The 18,383-nt window shown below is 42.5% G+C and carries 15 protein-coding genes and 2 pseudogenes; 8 read left to right on the top strand and 9 right to left on the bottom strand.

Annotated elements, in window-relative coordinates:
* Positions 1-66 precede the first annotated feature (66 nt).
* Positions 67-978 carry an alpha/beta hydrolase gene (locus tag FOC32_RS05075; RefSeq protein ID WP_005232708.1) on the top strand — a complete coding sequence of 304 codons (912 nt, stop codon included), beginning with the start codon at positions 67-69 and terminating at the stop codon, positions 976-978.
* A 71-nt stretch (positions 979-1,049) separates the two neighbouring features.
* Here FOC32_RS05075 and FOC32_RS05070 read toward each other — a convergent pair whose 3' ends face one another.
* Entirely contained in the window at positions 1,050-1,619 is a 570-nt protein-coding gene (locus FOC32_RS05070; RefSeq protein WP_005232710.1) for an FMN-dependent NADH-azoreductase, read from the bottom strand.
* Positions 1,620-1,991: 372 nt separating this feature from the next.
* Here FOC32_RS05070 and FOC32_RS05060 point away from each other — a divergent pair.
* A pseudogene (locus tag FOC32_RS05060) lies at positions 1,992-3,181 on the top strand (GGDEF domain-containing protein).
* Positions 3,182-3,236: 55 nt separating this feature from the next.
* On the opposite strand, the gene dsbD reads toward FOC32_RS05060, so the two are convergent.
* The 4 genes from dsbD to FOC32_RS05040 form a co-directional block, all read right to left on the bottom strand.
* Positions 3,237-5,081, bottom strand: a complete 1,845-nt coding sequence (dsbD, locus tag FOC32_RS05055; protein ID WP_004781456.1) for a protein-disulfide reductase DsbD — start codon at positions 5,079-5,081, stop codon at positions 3,237-3,239.
* A gap of 17 nt (positions 5,082-5,098) precedes the next feature.
* Entirely contained in the window at positions 5,099-5,866 is a 768-nt protein-coding gene (locus FOC32_RS05050) for a transporter (protein WP_005232720.1), read from the bottom strand.
* 24 nt (positions 5,867-5,890) lie between these two features.
* Positions 5,891-6,433 (bottom strand): ankyrin repeat domain-containing protein, encoded by a 543-nt coding sequence (locus FOC32_RS05045; protein WP_004781453.1) that lies wholly within the window; start codon positions 6,431-6,433, stop codon positions 5,891-5,893.
* Between the two features lie 128 nt (positions 6,434-6,561).
* Positions 6,562-6,930, bottom strand: coding sequence for an HPF/RaiA family ribosome-associated protein (locus FOC32_RS05040; RefSeq protein WP_005232722.1), 369 nt, complete (start codon positions 6,928-6,930; stop codon positions 6,562-6,564).
* Between the two features lie 447 nt (positions 6,931-7,377).
* Here FOC32_RS05040 and FOC32_RS05030 point away from each other — a divergent pair.
* The 5 genes and pseudogenes from FOC32_RS05030 to FOC32_RS05010 all read left to right on the top strand — a co-directional run bounded on the left by FOC32_RS05030 (position 7,378) and on the right by FOC32_RS05010 (position 11,861).
* Positions 7,378-8,198 (top strand): annotated as a pseudogene (locus tag FOC32_RS05030) (IS5 family transposase).
* A gap of 193 nt (positions 8,199-8,391) precedes the next feature.
* Positions 8,392-9,126, top strand: coding sequence for an outer membrane protein OmpK (locus tag FOC32_RS05025; RefSeq protein ID WP_004781448.1), 735 nt, complete (start codon positions 8,392-8,394; stop codon positions 9,124-9,126).
* 97 nt (positions 9,127-9,223) lie between these two features.
* A complete protein-coding gene (locus FOC32_RS05020; RefSeq protein WP_004781446.1) occupies positions 9,224-9,727 on the top strand; it encodes a GNAT family N-acetyltransferase in 504 nt (167 codons plus the stop codon).
* A gap of 229 nt (positions 9,728-9,956) precedes the next feature.
* Positions 9,957-11,101 (top strand): IS3 family transposase gene (locus tag FOC32_RS05015; protein ID WP_122959110.1). Its coding sequence is split into 2 segments (ribosomal slippage): positions 9,957-10,221 and positions 10,221-11,101, totalling 1,146 coding nucleotides; the frame shifts between segments, so codons are not numbered across the junction.
* A gap of 19 nt (positions 11,102-11,120) precedes the next feature.
* On the top strand, positions 11,121-11,861 hold the full coding sequence (locus FOC32_RS05010) for a hypothetical protein (protein WP_392388431.1): 741 nt from the start codon (positions 11,121-11,123) through the stop codon (positions 11,859-11,861).
* A gap of 62 nt (positions 11,862-11,923) precedes the next feature.
* On the opposite strand, the gene parE is transcribed toward FOC32_RS05010, so the two are convergent.
* Entirely contained in the window at positions 11,924-13,804 is a 1,881-nt protein-coding gene (parE, locus tag FOC32_RS05005) for a DNA topoisomerase IV subunit B (RefSeq protein ID WP_005232726.1), read from the bottom strand.
* A gap of 1 nt (position 13,805) precedes the next feature.
* Complete coding sequence (locus FOC32_RS05000; RefSeq protein ID WP_005232728.1) at positions 13,806-14,399, bottom strand: YqiA/YcfP family alpha/beta fold hydrolase; 594 nt, start codon at positions 14,397-14,399, stop codon at positions 13,806-13,808.
* Between the two features lie 247 nt (positions 14,400-14,646).
* Here FOC32_RS05000 and FOC32_RS04995 point away from each other — a divergent pair, with 247 nt between their 5' ends.
* A complete protein-coding gene (locus FOC32_RS04995; RefSeq protein ID WP_104426752.1) occupies positions 14,647-15,978 on the top strand; it encodes an alpha/beta hydrolase in 1,332 nt (443 codons plus the stop codon).
* Between the two features lie 88 nt (positions 15,979-16,066).
* Here FOC32_RS04995 and FOC32_RS04990 read toward each other — a convergent pair whose 3' ends face one another.
* Positions 16,067-16,594 carry a disulfide bond formation protein B gene (locus tag FOC32_RS04990; RefSeq protein ID WP_004781437.1) on the bottom strand — a complete coding sequence of 176 codons (528 nt, stop codon included), beginning with the start codon at positions 16,592-16,594 and terminating at the stop codon, positions 16,067-16,069.
* Positions 16,595-16,612: 18 nt separating this feature from the next.
* Entirely contained in the window at positions 16,613-18,190 is a 1,578-nt protein-coding gene (gshA, locus tag FOC32_RS04985; protein ID WP_004781436.1) for a glutamate--cysteine ligase, read from the bottom strand.
* Positions 18,191-18,383 lie beyond the last annotated feature (193 nt).

Genomic DNA, 18,383 nt, shown 5'->3' with positions numbered 1-18,383 from the left:
AACCTTGTAAATATTGTTGGTAAATAATCAACATAGTCAATAAAAGCAGAAAAAGATGGAAAGAAGATGAAGATGAGCCCCGTGACGAAACAATTAATTACAGAAAGTCTTTTAAAAGCGACCATCCGCGCGCCTAGTCGGTTCAATCTTCCTCCAAGCTCCTTACGGGTCGCACTGGAGCAGATGTGCAAGATTTTTCCGCAAGATAAATCCGTACAAATCCGTTCGCTCCGGCTGGCAGGTGTACATGCCGAGGAAATCAAACCACAGCAGGAATCCAGCCAGCTGATTTTCCATATTCATGGTGGTGCTTTTTATCTCGGTTCCTTAAATACCCATCGTGCCTTTATGACCCAGATTGCCGCTCGCACCCAGATGCAGGTACTGCATATTGATTATCCTCTGGCTCCTGAATCTGCTTATCCTGAACCTTTGGAGGCCCTATTTGATGTCTATAATCTGTTATTAGATCAGGGCATTCAGGCTAAGGATATTATTCTGTCCGGAGATTCGTGTGGTGCTAATCTGGCGTTGGCATTGGCACTCAAATTACAGCAGGAAGGCCTGCCCCAAGTGAGTGGGCTAATTCTACTTTCCCCTTTCCTTGATCTGACCCTGACCAGTGAATCACTACGCTATAATCAGAAACATGATGCCCTGCTGTCGATTGAAACCCTGAAAACCGGGATTCAGTATTATGTACCGAGTGCAATGGATCGTGGTGATCCAGAGATTTCCCCATTTTTTGCCGATCTCAGTGGTTTGCCGCCGATACATATACAGGTGGGATCTAAAGAGATTCTGCTGGATGATGCCACACGCTTCAAGGAAAAAGCGGAACAGGCGGGTGTCGAGGTTGAATTCAAGTTATATACCGGCATGTGGCATAATTTTCAGATGTTTAGTGCCTGGTTTGAAGAGGCCCGACAAGCGCTGGCGGATCTTTCGGAATTTGCCCATCGTCTAGATCAAGACTAGAAATTTAAAAGAAGCCATAAAAAAGGTCAGCGATTGCTGACCTTTTCTGTTCATTGATTATCTATCGCTTTTTAGATCTGGCTTACCTGCGCCATCGCAGTTTCAATCGCCTGCTTTTTCGCAGCATCGCCCATATTGACGCCTTCAGCACGAATCACGTGCACATCAGTTACGCCAGTAAAGTTAAATACAGTTTTCAGGAAAGCTTCCTGGAAATCGACTGGGCTTTGTTCGCCATAAACACCACCACGGCTACTGGCAATATAGACTTTCTTTTCACCTGCCAGACCCACTGGGCCATTTTCTGTATATTTAAAAGTACGCCCTGCCACACTAATGCGGTCAATCCAGGCTTTTAAGGTAGAAGGTAGGCCGAAGTTATACATAGCGGCCCCAACTACCACGATATCCGCCTGTAAGTACTGCTGTAAAATCTGTTCACCTAAAGCCGCCTGCTCAAGATTCTGACCCATCAAAATTTCAGCAGTTAAATGTGGAATCGGCTGTGCAGCCAAGTCCAGATATTCGAGCTCAACTGCTTCACCATGTTTCTGTTGAAGCTGTCCCACAATAGCTTGAGTCAACTGACGGGAAATAGAGGCATCACCTAAAATACTGGAATCGATCTGTAAAATTTTCATTGCTTAATTTGGTCCGTTCATTGTTCGGGAATAGACATAGCTTAATAAATTTTAAATAATGAAATAATGGGTTTAAATAAAACACTTCATTGCGTATTTAGAACAATAAATTCCCAACTTAATTTTTCTCCTTTTTTTTAATTTTTGATAAATATTACTGATTATCAATGAATTAATTTTATGTTGTATTTCTGTAAATAATAGACCTCTTGCGAAAGTAGCGTTTTACCTAATTTTTGAATTGGCTAAAACCTTATAAAATGTAGCTTTGGGTTGTTTAAATTTTGACTAACGCAAGAAGTCTAATTAAAGCAATATTTTTTTTCTATCTTTTAAAAACTTAGCAATAACAATAAAGGTCAGACCTGTTGTATGAAGCGAATGTCAGCAATATTACAAAAATTCCAGAATCATCGACTCAAGAAATATCTGATCGAAGATGAAGTAGTGATGAACTGGGGGATTTTGAAAAAGTGTATCCTGATGCTGGCACTTGGCTGTGGCATACATATAAGCTGGCTAAGTTGGGATCTGTTTGTCCTGTCACATCCACAATACTGGCAGCATGTCCATATTGACGTTGTTCGTTCCCAGGTTCACATGAATGGCCTGTTTTTACTGGCGCTGGTTCTTTTGATTTATCCCTGTTATAAATTTCAGGGCAATGCGCTAATAGAACGATATTTTCCCTATCTGGCAGTGGGTATCTTTGTGGTTTCCCTGTGTCGGGATGCGTATATCGTAGGCATGATTAGTCCGGAGCCACAATTGCCTATGTCTGCCTGATGACGGTAGGACTGGTCCTGTTTCACCGGAGACTGATCTATAGCATGCTGATTCCGGCCTCACTGTTTCTGGTGACTTGTGCCTATTTAAGCTTTAACCAACAACTGCCTTATTCACCACTCTTTAATATTCAGGACCAGTTTTTCCATAATAGCTTCTGGCTATTATCAATGCTGTATTTTATCCTGCCGATTCTTGCTGTCTGTATGATTTTATTTGAGATTTTACTCAGTCAATGGCGCTATCGTGAACAGCTGATTAACCATCTCAGCCAGATTGATCCCTTGACCAACTTGTTTAATCGCTGCAGCATTAATCAGTGTCTGGATCAGTTAAATAGTACTGCGACTTTTAACTATGCCCTGGTGCTGCTGGATCTGGATCATTTTAAAAAGATCAATGACTACTATGGACATCACAAGGGCGATGAAACACTGGTACAAGTCAGTGCGGTACTGAACCAGCAATTACGTGAAAGTGATGTGGTGGGCCGGTTCGGTGGTGAAGAATTTATTCTGGTCCTGAATAATTCCAGCCTGGAAAAAGCTCAGCAGGTTGCAGAGCGTTGCCGAAGCGCGATCCAGCAACTACAGATTTTTAGTGATGAAGGACAGTTAATTCCGGTGACTGCCAGCTTTGGTATTGCTATTTCAAAACCAGAATTACGCCCGCAGCAACTCCTGAGCCAGGCCGATCAGGCCCTTTATCAGGCCAAAGCCAATGGACGGAATCAGGTAAAATCTTATCTGGAACCTTTGAAAGTTCAACCAGCCTGATATTTTCGGCTTTATTCACTTTAAAGCATGTACCCGAAAAGCTTTAAAGTGAATGCTAGAGCTGCTCTAAACGCTGTAGCTGTGCCAACAATTCTGCTTCATTAAATGCGCCGGTCAAACGTAAGCTGCGAATCTCCTGCTGCTTAGTATCGAGAAATAAATAAGTCGGTGGTCCCAGAATTTCCCATCGGTTAAGTAAAGTCTGATGGGTAGTATCATACTGACTAAGATCAAGCTTGATCAGAAAATAAGGGGCTAAGGCCTGCTGAACAGCAGCTGCCTTTAATACTTTATGTTCAATCGGCTGACAGGCCACACACCAATCAGCATAGACATCAATAATGACCTTCTGCCCTTTCGGTACTGTAGCCAGTAACTGTTCAAATTCAGTAGCTGTTTTTGCTATATGCCAACTCGCCTGTTGTTGGGCAGTTTCAACAAAAAAGCGCTGACTATGTTGATACTGACTATATGTAATATAAGGCACGGCGATAGCCAAACAGATGATATAAAGCCAGCGCAGTCCGGTATTTTTCCAGAATAATCGTGCTAGAACATAGGCAACAAAGCTTAAGCCCAGCCCTAGCGACAGCCACTGCAATGCAGCTTCTGAAATCAACGGACGGATAAAATACAAGGCCAGAGCCAGCATGATGAAAGCAAAAAGCACTTTCACCTGATTCATCCAGTGCCCGGCTCGGGGTAGAATGCGTGCCCCCATAATACTGGCCAGCAGCAACGGGGTACCCATACCGAAACCTAAAGTAAATAGGAGCACTGCGCCTTGCCATTGGTTCTGGGTCTGGGAAATAAATAATAATGCACCGGCTAATGGTGCCGTCATACAAGGCCCGACCAGCAAGGCAGAAACAGATCCCATGACCGCAGCGCTGACCAGAGTTCCCCCTTGCTGCATCGCCTGAACCCGGTCCAGACGCTGTGTCAAACGCTGTGGCATTTTAATTTCAAACAGGCCAAACAGGTTGAGGGCAAATACCACAAATAGTGCACTAAATGCCATCAGGGTGGCAGGTTGCTGTAACCAGCGCTGAAAGTTGAGTCCGGCTGAAGACGCGATCAAGCCCAGTACCGCATAGACTGTGGCCATACTGCTTACAAAGCTTAGGGCAATCATCCAAGCCTTGATGCCTTTGCTATCACGAACAATCAGTGAAGTCAGAATTGGCAGCATCGGCAAAGAGCATGGCGTAAATGCCAGCAAAATGCCCAAGCCAAAAAACAATAGTAATCCATAAGCTAGCGAACTTTCAGCGAGACGTGCAGACCATTGCTGATCTTGTGCCGAGTCGCTGCTGGATCGTGTAGAAATGACTTCGACGATTTTGCTGTCTGTATTTCCTGATTCTAGATCATCAGCAGAATTTGCCATAATCCGGTTGTGTTGCGAGGAAGAGCTGCTTAGATCTAGTAACCTTTTATTACCCGAGCTAGTAGATTCAGATTGCACCAGACCGGATAAGTCAGTCTTGAATTCAATGGTTTGAGGAGGATAACAAAGCCTGTCTTTGGCACAGCCTTGCCAGCTGACCTGATAAGTTTGACCCGCCTGTGTCGGAATCTGAACTTTTAATTGCTGATAATAAACCTGGGTATGACCATAGTTTTCATCATATAGATCTTCAGCGGGTGGTAATTGCAAGGTCATCGGCTGACTTCCCTGCTTTAGCTCTACCTTATGCTGATAAAGATAATAGTTTTGCGGAATTTCCCAGCTAAGTTCAGCCTGTTGCTGAGTGACTGAACTGATACTCAGAGGGAAAGCCTGCTCAGGCGAAAGCAAAGGTGCTTCTGCCTGAGCAATATTGCTAAGCAACACTGTGCCCAATAAGACTGGAGAAAATACTTTTCTCCCGATCTTAAACCGTAGTACTTTGGTCATATCGAAATAAGAGCAGCTTAGAATAGGAACGATACGCCCAAGCCTGAGAAGTAACCTTTATTTTGACCTTCCAGATCCACCCCGACACTGGCATCAAGTTGTACCTGATCATTCAATGCATACATGACGCCAGTGCCTAGCGCATATTCATTATCCTGACTTTCGGCTTTGCGATAGATCAGTTCTGAATAACCTGACCAGCGATCAGCAATCTGATAGCCTAAAGTCGGAATCGCAGTAATCGCCCAGTTGCTATCCTGCCATTCATAACGCATGGTCAGTGCAGTATTCACCAAATCATTATATTGATAAGCAACTGCTGAGCTCAGACTGTAAATATCTTCTTCATTGCTAAAATTAGCATTACCTGTGGCAATAATGGCTTCAGCCATCAGCGCCATACTGAGTTTTTCATCATCCAGATCAATGGCTTTTTTCAGGCCAATACTGACATCGCCCAGGCCATCATCCTCTTCAGTCTGGCCATTGAACTTGGTTTGTGACCAAGCCGGACCGGCCCAGCCTAAACGTAATTCCAGATCATCAGTCAAACCGGTACGCAACAAGACATCGGCATTTAAAGTGGTTTGTTTCAGCTTGCTTCCATCCACAGTCGCTTCGCTATAAGAGAAACTCGGTAAACCCTGTTCCCAAGCTAACTGACCCACTGGAACTGTACTGGTGCCCAGACCTTCACCTGGTCGGTCAAACTCTACTGCTGCACAAAGCTGTGCACTCACACCCATCAGTGCCATCAAACCCAATATTCTTAAAGTTGTCTTCATCTTGCTGGAGCTCTTTCTTAAAATTTAATGTAATTCCTTGGTCATTTTTGCGCCATGACTACGCAATAATTCTAGGGTCTGTTTTTCTTCTTCCAGTGCTTCTGCCCAGTTAATTTCATCAAAATCACAATCAAAGAATAAATCACTAATCGATGACAGAATGGTTAATCCTTCTTCATCCTTGCTGTTTGGATTGACTTTTTCTTCTAATAGGCGCTGCACTGCAGGTACACAGGCTGCACTGGCCGCATCCCAAAGTGGGCCATAAACTTCTTCAGCATCCCAGAGATGCAAATTGACTTTGGCCTGGATCAGTGCTTCCAGAATCTGTAAATGTACGTCCAGACGTTGCTGTTTTTCTTCGGCAGTTAATGGACTACCCGCTTCATAAGCTTCGCACACTTCTTCCCACCATTTGAACAGACCATCCGACCAGATGGAAATGACTGGGCCTTTTTCCAGATCAATAAAATTCGGGTTAAGTCCATCTGCCAAAAGCTGTTTGACCTGACCCAGATTAAGTTCTTCGAGTGCTTGCACAAAAAGCTGTTGTTGCGCAGTTAACATGATGAAGCTCACTTCAAATTCGTTTTTCACTATTATGCCGAATAAAGCAGGATTTGTTTTGTTCTCATTCGTTTATTTTATCTAAAATTGAAAAAAGCCCCGTAGGGCCTTTTTCATCTGCGAATTATTTATTGTTCTAGATCTGTACCTGTATCTTCTTCCGCAAGTTTTAGCGGAGTGCTACGTACGTTATCTTTTTTCTCAATCACATGTTCCAGACTGCGTTTTAAACGGTCAATAGCACCATGAATGGCAGTATCAACATTATGACCATGATGGTTCACGACAATTGGCTTCAAGCCGGCAGGACGTGCTTCGATCATGCAGCGAATATCGTCATCGCCTCCTTTGGCGGCATTTTCATCGCTAAGATGCACTGAGAAATGGGTAATACGCTCACTGTGGCGCTGGAATTCCTGATTTAATTCGGTACGAACGTAAGTAATTAGACGATCACTATTGCGAATGTTTTTATCGGTACGGAGTTCAATGTTCATAAAATACCATCCTCAAATCATTTTAACTTTTTAGTGCAGAATTTTTATCTTGGCACGTGTATAGCTTGCTGTTTTATATTGCATTTCACATCTTCAAATCGCTTTGGATAAAACCCTCCAGATTGAATGATGAACACATTTTTGAGTCTGCAGAACCGTGTTCCTATTACTTCGAATATCGGTCCTCTGTTGAAAATATGCAAGTGATATTTTGATTTTTTTAGCAAAAGGACAACCGATCGTGACAACTGCTTACCGGATCATGATTGACCTTCCAGATTTGGGACAATCGAAATACTATTCACATGACTTTCCCAAAATTAAAGCAGTCTTTGCCCTGTTCATAGAGGATCTATGTCTTTACTTTAACCAGCTTCAAAATTGAGTTTCTATTCTTAAAATTAATAGACCTCTTGCGAAAGTAAAAACCACCTCAATATAAATTTCATGAGATATCAGAAATTAAATCGTTTTTCAGATTCTGAATTCAAACGCTTGGTTGGCGTACCTCGATAAGTTTTTACTGAAATGGTCGATGTTTTAGAAAAAGCAGAATCACTTAAAAAGAAATCAGGTCGTCCTCATACTTTAGCTATAGAGGATCAGTTGTTATTAACGCTCAATTACTTACGCAACTACAGCACTCAACTAGAATTGGCGGCATACTACCATATCGCTGAAAGTAATGTGAGTCGAACCATTAAAAAGGTTGAAGATGCTTTGATGAAATCGAGATGTTTTACTGCCAAAACGAAGTATTACCACAGCAGACGAACACTTTAACTGGGTCATTATTGATGCGACAGAATGTTCAATAGAACGCCCGAAAAAAAACCAGAATAAGTTCTACAGTGGTAAAAAGAAGAAACATACACTAAAAACCCAAGTGATTTATCATCCGCAGAGCAAACAAATCATAGGGATCGATGTATCAAATGGCAGTCAGCATGATATTAAACTGGCAAGAAAAACGGTTAAGAAGTTTAAACATTGTGAATATGTTCTGACGGATTTAGGGTACTATGGATTAGAACAAGAGGGATTTAAGTTATTGATGCCAATCAAGAAAAAGAAGAAGTTACCTTTATTTGATGCTGAGAAAAAGTACAATAAAATGCTTGGAAAAAATACGAGTTGTGATCGAACACATCAATAGTCAATTGAAAACATTTAGAATATTAAGTGAACGCCATCAAAATAGACGGAAAAGATTCGGTTTACGCATTAACTTAATTGCTGCACTCGTAAACCGGATAAACTTGCAATAATGACTTTCGCAAGAGATCTAATTTAAATATAAAAACTTAACTTCATTTAAATATCCTATAAACCTTCTTCTCCCAATATCTCAAATTATCATCAGCTCAAGACGATGAAATATTTCTGTCAGCGATCAATTTTGACTTTATTTTTACTTATTAATCTGTATCCTTAAGCTGCTTTCTCGGGGGAGATATTTAAATGAAATTTACACAAATCGCGGCACTTTGTGCATTAGCTTCAACAGCAGCTTTCACTCAGGCAGCAGTTTGGCAAGATTTTAGTTTGTCAGCTTTATATGGTGAAAACTATAAAGCACCATTTGCAGCGGGTAATGAAAAAATTGATCAATCAACCATTACTGCTGAATATGCAGCTGGTTTAAAATATGGTGATATCTTCGCCTTTGCTGACCGTACCAATAATGACTTCGGTAATGAAACTTACTTCGAAGTTGCACCGCGTTTAAGTTTAGGTGCAGTCACTGGTCAAAAGCTTGAACTTGGCCCAATTAAAGACGTACTTATTGCCACTACTTGGGAGGGCAATAGCGGTGCGAGTGACTTTAATAACTACCTATACGGGATCGGTTTTGCACTTAATATTCCATATACTAGCTATGCAAATATTAACTTCTACAAAGCTGACAATGACCTGCAAAAAGATGATTATCAAATGACGATCACTTATGCAGTTCCATTTAAAATTGGTGGCGAAGAATTCCTGGCAGATGCTTTCCTGGACTGGTCAACCGCTGAAGGTCCTGATCACAAAAGCGAATTGAACTGGACTTCACAATACAAATGGAACGTTGGTAAGCATATCTCTCCTGAGACTAAACTTTACCTCGGTATTGAACATTCTATTTGGAATAACAAATTTGGTACTGACGTTGATCAACACGATGTCAGCGCATTGGTTAAATACCACTTCTAAGTTTTTAGAATGAATAAAGCAGGACTTCGGTTCTGCTTTTTTATTGCCTAAATTCAGGTTATGGTTAGATATTCTCTTTCTTTTTTGGCATCTGCTTATGAGCTTTATTATTCGTCCTGCTCAAATTCAAGATCTGGAACATCTACTCCCGATCTACAATGCTGAAATCTTATACGGAACCTCAACCTGGAATAGCACGCCAAAGACAATTCAGGATTTTCAGAACATGCTAAGTGAATTAAGTGCTCAGCAATTTCCTTTATTGGTGGCTGAACATTCAGCATCCAAGCAAATTGCAGGTTATGCGGATTATTCTACTTTTCGGCCCATCCAGGGCTTTAAACACACTGTTGAACATTCTGTCTTTCTTCATGCAGATTTTATTGGGCAAGGTCTGGGCAAAGCCCTGATGCTCAAGCTGATTGAACATGCCCAGCAAAATGCAATCCATGTTATGGTCGGTGCCATTGACCATGAAAATCAGGCATCGATTGCCTTACATGAGAAATTAGGCTTTAAACAAACCGGTTATATGCCGGAAGTTGGACAGAAATTTGGACAATGGCGCGATCTGGTATTAATGCAACTCAACCTGAACTAAACCAAAATATTTTATTTTTTATGTAAAACTTAATATAAACAGGTCAATAATCTGTTAGAAAAATTGCGGATAGATAAAATTTTCTATTAAAACCAGAATAATGTCAGTTGAGTAAAATTATGAATAAATGGCTTATCTTTATCAGTATTCTCCAGAGATGGATCCGTAAATTTGAACAACTCCTATAAGTGATATTCTGCTCCTCAAATGATGTTATAAACATCAATATATGGAGTATTTTATGGCACGTAGACCAAGAAGAAATCATTCAAATGATTTTAAAGCTAAGGTAGCACTTGCTGCGATTAAAGCAGAAAAAACACTTGCTGAATTGAGTGCTGAATTTGATGTTCATCAAAACCAAATTATTGACTGGAAAAATCAATTGATCTCAGCTTCCTCGCAAGCTTTCGATCAATCAAAAGCTCCATCAGAACCCCCCATTGATCTTAAAAAGTTACATGCAAAAATCGGTGAGCAGGCATTAGAAATTGATTTTTTAGAAGGTGTGTTGAAGAAACTGGGCCGCTTCAACCACAAAAGTTAATCGACGACTCACTTCAGATTTCAGTATCTAAGCAAGCTAAGCTGCTGAAAGTCTCCCGTGGTTGTTATTATTATCGCCCAAAACCTGTTAGCTCATCAGATCTGAAGCTGATGCGATGTATTGATGAATTACATATGCAATATCCTTTTGCAGGCAGTCGTATGATGCGTGATTTGTTGAATCGTCAAGGGCATCATATAGGACGACGTCATACACGTACTTTAATGAAGAAAATGGGTATTCAGGCGTTATATTGCAAACCAAATTTAAGCCAGGCTAATCAAGCTCACCGTAAATATCCATATCTGCTCAAAGGGTTGGCTATTCTGCGCAGTAATCAAGTGTGGTCTACGGATATAACGTATATTCCTATGGCAAAAGGCTTTGTTTATTTATGTGCTGTGATTGATTGGCATAGCCGCAAGGTACTTGCGCATAGGGTATCGATTAGTATGGATGTGGATTTTTGTATTTCGGTTTTAAATGAAGCGATTGAAAAATATGGATCACCTGAAATATTGAATACAGACCAAGGCAGTCAGTTCACCAGTGATGCATTTATTGATGTATTGAAATCAAATGGCATTCAAATCAGTATGGATGGTAAAGGTCGATGGGTAGATAATGTGATGGTTGAACGATTATGGCGGAGCGTTAAATATGAAGAGGTGTATCTCAAAGCTTATAGCAGTGTCACAGATGCGAAAAAGCAATTAAGTGCATATTTTGAGTTTTATAATTTGAAACGACCTCATTCGAGTCTAGACAAAATGACACCAAATGAGTTTTACTATGATCAGCTACCCCAACAAAACAAGGTGGCTTAACTAGAGCGGAATATCACTTATAAATACGCTTTTAGTTGTTCAAACAAGTGGGACCACCTCTCTCCCTCTGAGTAGTTTTAGTTTCGCCAATTCAGACTTTGAAACTGAACTCCGATCCGAATGTGCCAAGGTGAAAAGCTATGCCAACTCGGGAAGAAAATTTTATGATCAGAAACAGTATCAAAATGCGCTAGGACAATTTCAACAGCAAGCTTCCTGGTCTGCCTTTTGTGCAATGCATAGTGAAAATAGCGATGTATCTTTTTCCGAAAATGCCATTACCACTGCTTTTAATAATGTCGGCTTAAGCTATTTTAAATCAGGAAAGCCACAATGGGCACGGGCCTGGTTTTCAGTCTTTCCTCAGGCCAAAAGCAGTCAATTTAATTTAAAACAGCTTCCTCCCCCGCAAAAAACTCAAAACTTGGCTGGCATCTATATACAGCATGCTGGCTTTGGTCACTGGAATACCATTCAAGTCAAACGGATTAAAAATTCTTATCAGATTCATTTTAATGGGTTATATATGGGACTAAATAGCATGATTTATGGTCCAAATATAGGTGAATTTAAAACCACAATGCCTGTTAATAAAAATCAAACGGCCTATCGATCAGATGATTGCAAAATTAACCTCAATTTTGCTTTTGATCCTAAACAGGGGCAGCAGGTGATTTTAAAACAGGACAGTGGCAGTTCAGGTTGTGGCTTTGGACATAATGTCTATGCAGATGGGCATTATTTAAAAGTTGAGTCCTAAATGGAGTTGTTAAAAAAGCCCGCGATTGCGGGCTTTTTAATAGGTATTAGCAGCAAATCAGTTTACACAACGATATCTGCCAGATTACCTTTCTGTTCCAACCAGTCTTTACGGTCACTGGCGCGTTTTTTTGCTAGCAGTTTATCCAGTAAACCTGAAGTCAGGTGCACATCATCCAGATCCAGTTGCACCAGACGACGAGTATTTGGATCTAAAGTCGTTTCGCGAAGCTGGCTGGCATTCATTTCACCTAAACCTTTGAATCGGGTGATTTGCGGGTTCTTGCTTTTACATTTTTTCAGGATGCCTTCCAGTTCATCTTCATCCAGCGCATAGTGCACATCTTTAGCATCATCGATACGGAATAAGGGTGGCATCGCCACAAACAGATGCCCTTCTTCGACCAGAATCGGGAAGTGTTTTACGAACAGTGCACATAACAAAGTCGCAATATGCAAGCCATCCGAGTCGGCATCGGCAAGAATACAGATCTTGCCATAACGCAGTTCAGACAGGTCATCTGAACCTGGATCGACGCCAATCGCGATTGCAATGTTATGAACTTCCTGAGAGGCCAGCACTTCATCCGAAGAGACTTCCCAGGTATTTAAAATTTTTCCGCGAATCGGCATAATCGCCTGGAAATTCTTGTCCCGTGCCTGCTTGGCTGAACCACCCGCAGAGTCCCCTTCCACAATAAACAGTTCAGACTGATCCAGATCATGTCCGACGCAATCTGACAATTTCCCAGGTAAAGTTGGACCAGCGACAATTTTCTTACGCTCAACTTTCTTGGCCGCTTTTAGACGGCGACCTGCTTTGGAAATCGCCATTTCTGCCAGTTGCATAGCGATGTCTGAATTCTGGTTCAGCCACAGTGCAAACGCATCTTTGGCAATATTCTGTACAATGCCTGAAGCTTCACGGCTGGATAAACGTTCCTTGGTCTGACCAGAGAATTGTGGCTCCTGGAATTTCAGTGACAGGATGTAGTTCACCCCGTCCCAGACATCTTCTGCAGACAGTTTCATATTCCGTGGCAACAGGTTACGCAGTTCGCAGAACTCACGCATGGCATCGGTCACGCCAGAACGTAAGCCATTCACGTGAGTACCACCTTGTGCGGTTGGAATCAGGTTGACGTAGGATTCCTGAATACTTTCTCCACCTTCCACATTCCAGCAGATGGCAAATTCTGCACTGGCACGCTCAGCGTCACCTGTCGCCACAAAAGCAGGAGCCGGAATGATTTCACGGTCTTCCAGCTCATCCATCAAATAGTCGACCAGACCATTTTCAAACTGCCAGGTGATCTTTTCATCATTGATCTGGTCGATATAGTTAATTTGCAGACCAGCAGCCAATACCGCTTTAGCTTTTAAGTTATGTTTTAGGGCTTTAAGCGCGAATTTTGGAGAATCGAAATATTTGGTTTCCGGCCAGAAATGAACAGTTGTCCCTGTGGCACGTTTCGGTGCCTTACCTTCTAACACTTCTAACGGTGCAGTCGGTTCACCATTTTCAAAGGCCATTTTATACAGGTTGCCGTGACGCTGAACTTCAACTTCTACGCGGCTAGAAAGCGCGTTGACGACCGAGATCCCCACCCCGTGCAGACCGCCAGAAAATTGATAATTATCGGTACTGAACTTACCACCGGCATGCAGTTTGGTCAGGATAATTTCAATCCCGCTCTGACCATATTCTGGGTGAATATCGACAGGCATACCACGGCCATTATCTTCAACTGATAATGAACCATCCTTATACACCGTGACCGTGACTTTATTGGCATGTCCCGCGAGTGCCTCATCGACCGCATTATCAATCACTTCCTGCGCCAAGTGGTTTGGACGAGAGGTATCGGTATACATGCCCGGACGACGACGCACCGGATCTAGACCAGATAAAACTTCAAGAGATTGAGCCGTATATTTAGACACGTTATTCGGTTTCCTTTTTTATGCAGTCGGATAAAAACTGTAAGAGCAGCGGAATTTTCTCCGCAAAATCATCCATGCCATGGCTGCCATTGGCCTCGGTCATTAGCAGTGCAGGTGGACGAGCTGAACTATAATAGCGATGTGCTTCACGATAATCCAAAACTTCATCGCCTTGTTGTAACAGCACTAATATTTTGTCTGCATCTTGCGCAGTTGGTAGTGCCATGGCTTCGAGCTGGCCAAGATCTGCGTCATTCAGGCACCAGTTCGGATGAACCTGCAGGGGCAATTCATCATCAAACAGTTCACGAAACAGTTGCCATGGTCGCATTGCCGGATTGATCAGTACAGCCGGCACATGCGCTTGAGCGACCAGATATGTCGCATAGAATCCCCCAAGACTACTGCCGACTAATGCCACCTGATCCATCGACTGGATCAATTTAGAAATCTTCTGAATTGCAGCCATCGGCGGCATGTTCAAATCGGGTAAATGCACCTGAATATCCGGGTACTTGGCACAGTATTGTTCCAATAACTGGCCTTTAATCGAGCTGCTACTACTCTTGAACCCATGCAGGTAAATGATATTCATCGGCAATAAATAAAAAACAAACAAAATGTCAAAATTTAATTTAAAAGTGTGAAATACACTTCATTTTATAACCGCTTAACTTAATTGCTTAAATTGTCTGACAAAAAAGCCTTTAATGTTATGCAATTCTCGCTATTTTAAGAGTATTCCGAATAAATTGAGAATCAAGAATACTGAAAAAAGAATTTATACCGTGAAGTGCTCAAAAAAGAAAGATGTCTACGGCTCATATAAAGGATAGGATCAAATGCCAAGTTTAACGCCATTGCATGAAACCTATTGTCGATGGGACCGAACTCCGCTTAGCCAGGCAGATGTCCTGGAAGGCCTGGCACAATTGGTCACCATGCGCTTTAGTGATGTAGTACAGGAGCTGATTAAATCGATTCAGCGTGAAATTTTAATGAGCGTATTCGGGCTGAGTGAAAAAAATTCCAAAACTTTCCAGAATATTCCTTATATCGTACGTCTGTATCAAATGTCTTATGACATGATCTTTCATTATGGCAATACCCTGATCGCGCCTGGACTGCGCCGCATTATTGAAAGATTTCCCAAATTACATAATAAACCCCTGACCCCGACCATGCATTTTATGGTCAGTGCCCTGAACGGGATTATTGGCGATTATCTGCTGAAATATCAGAATCCTCTCGCCTTGCCGATGCTTATTTACGATCATTATGGTTCTCTGCAACAAGGTGAGCTAACCGGACGCATTACCCTATTTGTGCATGGTCTGTGCATGAACCATCTGGACTGGTCAACTCGTAAATACCCGGGTATTGGGGAAAAATTGCTGGCTCAGCGCGACCATAATACCATGCTGTACCTGAACTATAATACCGGACGCCGCATTTCAGCCAATGGCCGCAGTCTGGCCAATACCTTGCAAGATCTGGTCAAACGTAATCCGGGAATTACCAGTATTGATCTGATCGGACACAGTATGGGCGGTCTGGTGTCACGCAGTGCCCTATTCTATGGCAAACAGAATGTCTATGACTGGATTCCGATGGTGGAAAATCTGGTCTGTCTAGGTTCACCGCATCATGGTGCGGTATTGGAACGTTTTGGTTTTAGCTTGCAGGAAAAAATTGGACATTTTCCTTTAGTGAAAATTGTGGGACATGTGGTGAATATTCGCAGTAACGGGATTCTGGACTTACGTCATGGCAGTGTTCGGGATGATGACTGGGAATATAATCCGGTACGGATTGGCTTTATGGACGATAACCGTAAACCTGCACCGATTCCTGCGCATATCAATGCCTATCTGGTGGCAGGTACGATCGAGTTTGAACACCATACCAACAAAACGCTTAATGTGATCGGCGATTATCTGGTCAGTGTCAAAAGTGCCTTGGGCGAACATTCCCATCCGCGTTTTGACCTGAAAGTACCTGATGCCCATAAGGCGATTTTCTATGGCCTAAATCATTTTGAAATTCAGTATCATCCACTGGTAGCTGAACAGATTGTGCGCTGGTTCTATCCAGGTGTGGAAGATGAAGCCTATACGCAAATTCATGAATATGTGACCGATCTGGACAGTATTGAAGGCATTGCCCTGACCTGATCGAAGGTAAAAAATTTGGTTCGCCTCTAAGAGAGTAATAAAAAAAGCCAGTCTGTAGACTGGCTTTTTTTGATTCAGATTTTGAAAATCAGTATTTATCTCTTAGACGTTTGACGGGCGCAGTCTGATATTTGCGGAATAATTGCCACAGGCTGATCAGCAATAAGATACTGAAGAACACCAATGACCAGACCGGTAAAGATTGCCCCAGGAACGTCCAGTCAATGGCAGCACATTCACCTGACCCATTCAGTACCTGCTGTAATACCGATTTCATCGGCAAAGTTTCCAGCCAGTAATCCAGACCTGGGCCACAGCTCGGCACTCGATCTGGGGGCAGATTCTGTAACCAGACATGCCGTGCAGCGACACCGACTGACCATAAGATACTGAGCGAGCCTAAGAAAGCATAACCACGCTTCATGGCATTGGATTTCGGATTATGCAGCAAAGCAATCAGGGAGATAATCCCCAGTCCGATTAATCCGATTCGTTGAAACACACACAATGGGCAAGGATTCAGCCCCTGTCCATGCTCAAGATACAAAGCAAATGCCATCCCGGCAACAGATGCCAAAAACAACACACCACTCACGAAGCGATAACCCCATTGCATGGTTAATCCTCTTATTTATTATCGATATTGGGCTAAATATTCAGTAAAACTGATCGTGTTATCTTGCTCGAGCTGCTGTTGTTGCTGCAATGACTTTTGTGACAATTCATTGAAATATTTAAGTGTTTCTTTGCTTAATCGATGTGATTCATAGAGATTGCTATGCTGATGGGCCAAATGCTGGCCAAATTGCCACATGCTGCTGTGACTACGGATATCTCCGACAATCAGGGCTGACAAGGTCGCATCAACTTCATCAACACGGATCTGCATGGCTTGCATAGCATTGTTATATAGATTAGTTTCATAAGCCTGATCGAGCAATTGAGCCAGTGGCTGCATACGTTGCAAATGCAGATTACACCAGTCTTCAATCATATAGCGCTGGCCATTTTCCATAATCGCAGCGTTATAGGCACGACCACGGTTGACCACTTCAGCCTGATTCTGGTCAATGATTTCCTGTTCGGCATCCAACAGCGCCGGGCTGTCTTGCAATAAGCAGTACAGTGCCACTACTTCCAGGAAGCCGGCAGTATCTTCATTGATCCCGATCGCGCTATACGGATTGACATCGACAGCACGCAGCTCGACATAGCCAATCCCGCGATTTTGCAAGGCTTGTGATGGAGTTTCGCCTTCTTGAGGTACCTGCTTTGGACGCACCAGACTGTAGTATTCATTTTCAATCTGTAGCACATGGTCATTGATCTGAATTGGCTGACCATTGGCATCATCCAGACCCAGACGGGTAAACTGTTTGTACGGTGTTTTAACCGCTTTTTGCAGACCTTCCAGATAATCCTGCAGATTATTGTAGTGAATACCCAGCTGTTTCTGTGCTGAATTCTGGTAGCCAAAACGTCCCATCCGTAATGCAGTCGAATAAGGCGTATATAAAGTACCGCGTACCAGCGGGAATAAATGGTGATCGCGTCCAGTCATAAAACACTGGCAAACTGCTGGACTGGCGCCGACCAGGAAAATCACCAACGGGGTTAAACGAATAAAGTTACGGATCAGCCCCATATAGCGATGGCTGCGATAATCCTGCAAGCTTAAAGCGCGCAGCTCTTCATCAGTTTCCTGTTCTTGTAGCGCTATAAAGAAATGATCCGGGAAAGACAGATTATAGTGAACCCCGGAAATGGTCTGCATACGGCGACCATAACGCACGCCTAAACCATGACGATACAGCGTTTTAAATAAGCCAATATTGGAGCTGCCATATTGCGCCAGCGGGATATTTTCATCCTTACTGTCGAGCATGCACGGCATAGACATCGGCCAGAGCTTTTCATCATTTTTCAGATGACGGTGTACAAAGGCATGAATGTCAGTCAGATAGTTGAGGGCTTCAGTAATACTCTCTTTCGGTGGAGTAATAAACTCCATCAAGGCTTCAGAATAATCGGTCGTAATATGCGGATGTGTCAGAGCTGAACCTAAGGCATGAGGATGCGGTTCCTGTGACAGGAAACCATTGCTTTGCATACGCAAGCTCTCACGCTCGATACCGCGCAGCATTCCTTTGATGAGCGACGAATCTACCCATTCCGGTAATACATCATGGGCAGTCGATTCAGGTTGACTCATTACAATCTCGCTTAATGGGGGGTAACTATTAAAATAGAATCATCGGTTTAGCTTAGTATACCGCGATTTCCAGACAGCACATGCTGCCCTGCCTAGTTTTCAAGCAAACCATTGATTTTTAGTTAGGCAAATTTTTAACACAAAGTTTCTCTATAAGACATGTGAAATTTGTGATTTTATTGACAAATAAATG

The organism is Acinetobacter sp. FDAARGOS_724, assembly GCF_013364475.1.
GTDB classification, from domain to species: domain Bacteria; phylum Pseudomonadota; class Gammaproteobacteria; order Pseudomonadales; family Moraxellaceae; genus Acinetobacter; species Acinetobacter variabilis.
The sequence above is the reverse complement of the archived record's forward strand: the minus strand, read 5'-3'. Positions and strand labels throughout refer to the sequence as shown.